This window comes from Aeromicrobium phragmitis (assembly GCF_003674095.1).
GTDB lineage: Bacteria > Actinomycetota > Actinomycetes > Propionibacteriales > Nocardioidaceae > Aeromicrobium > Aeromicrobium phragmitis.
The window spans coordinates 1-459 of the sequence record NZ_RDBF01000082.1 but is presented as its reverse complement, the minus strand read 5'-3'; the positions used below and the strand labels follow the sequence as shown (position 1 = coordinate 459).

The window sequence follows — 459 nt, the reverse complement described above, 5'->3', positions numbered from 1 at the left end:
CTCGTCGACCGCGTCGCACCGATCGAAGGCGCCGAGCGCGTGCGCGATGACCGGCCGTCCCGCGACCTCGAGCAACTGTTTCGGAGTCTCGTGGCCCACCCGGGTCCCGGTACCGCCGGCCAGCAGGACGGCGACGACACGGGGCGAGGTCATGCGCCCGGCCGCATGACGGCCTCCTCCTGGGTGGACTTCCACACCCGGAAGCCCTCCTCGGTCTCCCCGACGCGCCAGTACGCCGAGACGGAGAGGTCCTTGCGGTCCACCCGGCCGTCGAGCAGGTAGGGGCGCACGCTCTTGAGCAAGGCGGACTCCCCGTGCACGAAGGCCTGGACCCGGCCTTCCGGCCACGTCCACGCCCGCACGGCGTCGTCGAGCAGCGTGGTGGTACCCGCGTGCGCACCCTCGCGGTGCAGCCACCGCACCTCGAGGTGTCCGTCGGTCGGCAGCTCGATCTCGTCC

The 459-nt window shown here is 72.5% G+C and carries 2 protein-coding genes; both read right to left on the bottom strand.

The window, feature by feature from the left end:
- Positions 1–153: 2-C-methyl-D-erythritol 4-phosphate cytidylyltransferase (locus D9V41_RS16355; protein WP_166376091.1), on the bottom strand; the 153-nt coding region annotated here is incomplete at its 3' end.
- A partial coding sequence (locus D9V41_RS16350) for a siderophore-interacting protein (protein WP_133434239.1) occupies positions 150–459 on the bottom strand: 310 nt, incomplete at its 5' end. The genes D9V41_RS16355 and D9V41_RS16350, both read right to left, overlap by 4 nt.